Source organism: Streptomyces sp. URMC 124, assembly GCF_051386455.1.
Taxonomy (GTDB): Bacteria; Actinomycetota; Actinomycetes; order Streptomycetales; family Streptomycetaceae; genus Streptomyces.
Genome location: NZ_JBPQTS010000292.1, coordinates 1 through 2,962, shown reverse-complemented (window position 1 = coordinate 2,962; position 2,962 = coordinate 1). Strand labels below are relative to the sequence as shown.

4 protein-coding genes are annotated in these 2,962 nt (G+C 73.8%); 3 read left to right on the top strand and 1 reads right to left on the bottom strand.

Features of this window, described 5'->3' with window-relative positions:
• The coding region (locus ACSNOG_RS32325; protein ID WP_436756266.1) for a GlxA family transcriptional regulator at positions 1 to 1,030 on the top strand (1,030 nt) is incomplete at its 5' end.
• On the opposite strand, the gene ACSNOG_RS32320 is transcribed toward ACSNOG_RS32325, so the two are convergent.
• Positions 1,021 to 1,824: a hypothetical protein gene (locus ACSNOG_RS32320; protein WP_436756265.1), complete on the bottom strand. Its 804-nt coding sequence runs from the start codon at positions 1,822 to 1,824 to the stop codon at positions 1,021 to 1,023. The two genes, ACSNOG_RS32325 and ACSNOG_RS32320, sit on opposite strands and share 10 nt — an antisense overlap.
• A gap of 265 nt (positions 1,825 to 2,089) precedes the next feature.
• Between ACSNOG_RS32320 and ACSNOG_RS32315 the strand changes: the two genes are divergently transcribed.
• Positions 2,090 to 2,665: a hypothetical protein gene (locus tag ACSNOG_RS32315; protein WP_436756264.1), complete on the top strand. Its 576-nt coding sequence runs from the start codon at positions 2,090 to 2,092 to the stop codon at positions 2,663 to 2,665.
• Between the two features lie 34 nt (positions 2,666 to 2,699).
• On the top strand, positions 2,700 to 2,962 hold a 263-nt coding region (locus ACSNOG_RS32310), incomplete at its 3' end, for a tetratricopeptide repeat protein (protein WP_436756263.1).

Sequence of the window (2,962 nt, the reverse complement as noted above, 5' to 3'; positions counted from 1 at the left end):
CCACCCGGCCCTTACCGTGTCCGACGTGAAGATCTCGGTCCCGGTCCCCGTACCCGCCACGGCGGTCCGCGTCTCGGTTCTGGTCGTGGACGGCGTGTTCGACTCCGGGCTCGCGGCCGTGCTCGACGTGTTGCGGGCGGCCAACGCGCTGCGCCACGAGGTGGCGGAGCCGCCGCCCGCCTACGACGTGACCTGCGTCAGCCCGCACGGGCCCGTCCGTACGGCCGCGGGGCACCGGGTGGACGCCGTCACCCCGGACGCGGCGACCCGCCCGCCCCGCGTCCTGGTCGTGCCCGGTGTCGGGCACCGGCACGCCGAGCCGCTCGCCGCGTGGGTGGGCTCGCCCGACCGGGAGGCCGAGCGGGCGCTCGTGCGGGAGGCCCGCGCCGCCGGTACGCCCCTCGCCGCCGCCTGTACCGGCACGTTCCTGCTCGCCGAGAGCGGCGTGCTCGACGGGCAGGCCGCCACCACCACGTGGTGGCTCGCGCCTGCCTTCCGGCAGCGCTACCCGGACGTCCTCCTGGACGAGTCCCACGCGCTCACCCGCGCCCCGGGCGTCACCACGGCCGGCGCCGCCATGGCACACCTCGACCTGGCCCTCTCCCTCGTACGGGACGCCAGCCCGGCCCTCGCGGAGCTCACCGCCCGCTATCTGCTCATCGACCCCCGGCCCACGCAGGCGAGCTACGCCGTGCCCGGCCACTTGGCGCGTGCCGATCCCATGGTCGCCGCGTACGAGCGCTGGGTGCGCGAGCACCTCGAACATCCTCTGCGCATCGCCGACGCCGCCCGCACGCTCGGCGTCAGCGAGCGCACCCTGCAGCGCGCCGTCGACCGCGTCCTCGGGACCTCGCCGCTCCGCTTCGCCCAGCGGATCCGGCTGGAACAGGCCGCGCATCTCCTCCGTACGACCGCCCTGCCCACCGACGCGGTGGCCCGCCGCGTCGGCTACGAGAACGCCACCACCCTCACCGCCCTCATCCGTGACCGCCTCGGCACCACCCCGGGCCGGCTCCGTCGTCAGTCCTGAGGCCGCTGAGGCCCGGGCCGCCGCGCCCGGCCGTACCACTTGTGGCTGTTCGGGCCGGAGATGCCGGGGGTGCCCAGCCAGTCGTCGGGGGACGCCTCGGGTTCGCTGCGCATGTCCTTCGCCGCGCGCGGGTCGCCCGACATGATCTCCCGCGCGAGGCGTTCGGCCTGCGCCGCGGGGTCCTCGTCCGTGACCGGCCGTGTGGTCCCGAAGTGGCCCCTGAACCCCCAGGAGCCGTCGGGCTGCCGCACGTAGTCACGGAAAAAGAGGCGTATCTCGTCGAGGGTCCCCGGGGGTGACCAGACCGCCCCCACTTCGCACGTCCATGCGTCGAGCCGGTCGGCGTCGGAGCGAAGGGCGTCCCCGAGCAGCCGGGCGACGGCCGCGGAGGGCCACTCCCAGCTGCGGTCCTTGATGGCTCGCTCCACCTCGGCGTCGTACTGCCCGGCATCGAACCGGAGCCCGTCGGCATACTCGGCATAGCCGGCATACGAGGAGCCGGGCTCGTCCCATTCCCAGACCACCGTGTCGCCCTCGCGCCGCATCGTCACGTCGAGGGTGCGGCAAGCACACGTGCACCACGCCGCCAGCTCCACTTCGTGCGGGGTTTCCCCCACGGCGAACGGTCCGCCGGGGAGCAGCCACGTACGTGCGTCGCCGCAGATCACACCTCCGTAGTCACGCTCAAGGAAGTCGGTGCCGTCGGCCAGTGGGCGGACTTCGGGGCTGCCGTACCGATCCTTCGGGTCCGAAGGGATCACATGGATGCCGAAGACCGGCAGGGGTTCCTTCATCCGTCCAGCCTCGGGCCCGCCCGCACCGGCTGTCACACCGTTTTCCGCCTGTGCGCGCGAGATTGCTCAAGCCCGTCGTCGACGTCGGATCCGCCGCCGGGCTGCCCGGCTTCGGGGCCTTGGGCAAGCCCGCCGCCCCGCTGCCGAACTCCCCGTCGAACACCCGGAGTTGGCGCCCGTCCTGACCGGGCGGGCCTTCCGTCCGGCCCCGGAGAGTGGGAAACTGCCGCGTATGCGGGCATTGACGCGCCTACGGGGACGATCGGTGCTGTGTGCAGCGGGTGCGGTGGCGCTCACGGCCGCGGCGGGGGTGGGGCTCACCGGCTGCCGTCAGGAGGGGGCGGGCGGGCTGGACTCGGTGATCGTCGCCGTGAACGCCGACAAGCGGGCCACCGCCCGCCTGGAGCACGACGGCTATCCCGTCCAGTGGCTGACCTGCACGGGCAAGGCCGAGGACCCCGGAGTGACGGAGAAGGGCTCGCCGCGCCCGGTCAACGCCGTCGGCGTCGACTGCGACGGCCGCACCAGCGGCGGGCAGAAGATCATCGTCTACGGGCGGGTGACGGGGCTTCACGACGACTCGTGCGTGCAGGGGAAGCTGACGGCGAAGGTCGACGGGAAGACGGTCTTCACGGCGAGCGTCCTCGGCGACTGCTCGGGCAGCGGCGTGACGAACGGCGGCGGTGGCGACTGCGGGGGTGGCGGCGGCAAGGGAGACAAGGGCGACAAGGGCGACAAGCCCACCGACAACAAGGGCTCCGGCAACAAGGGCTCGGACGGTGGCGGCTCCGGCGGCAAGGGCGACAAAAACTGGCAGGACGGGCATCACCAGTCCAAGTAGAAGCCCCTTACGGGCGCCCGCTTACCCTTGGTCCATGTCCGAAGAGTCCCCGCTCATCAAGAGCCTGCGTGCGGCCGTCGACGCCGCACCCGACGACGTGCCCCTGCGCCTGCACCTCGCCCAGCTCCTCCTCGACGCGGGGCACGGACAGGACGCGATCTCCCAGGTCGCCGCGGCCCTGCAGCGGGAACCGGGCAACGCCGAGGCCCAGGCGCTGATCGCCCGCGCCGTCGCCCCGCCGGTGACGGCCCCGGCCACGGCCACGGCCCCCGCGCAGGCCCCCGCCCCGGCACAGGC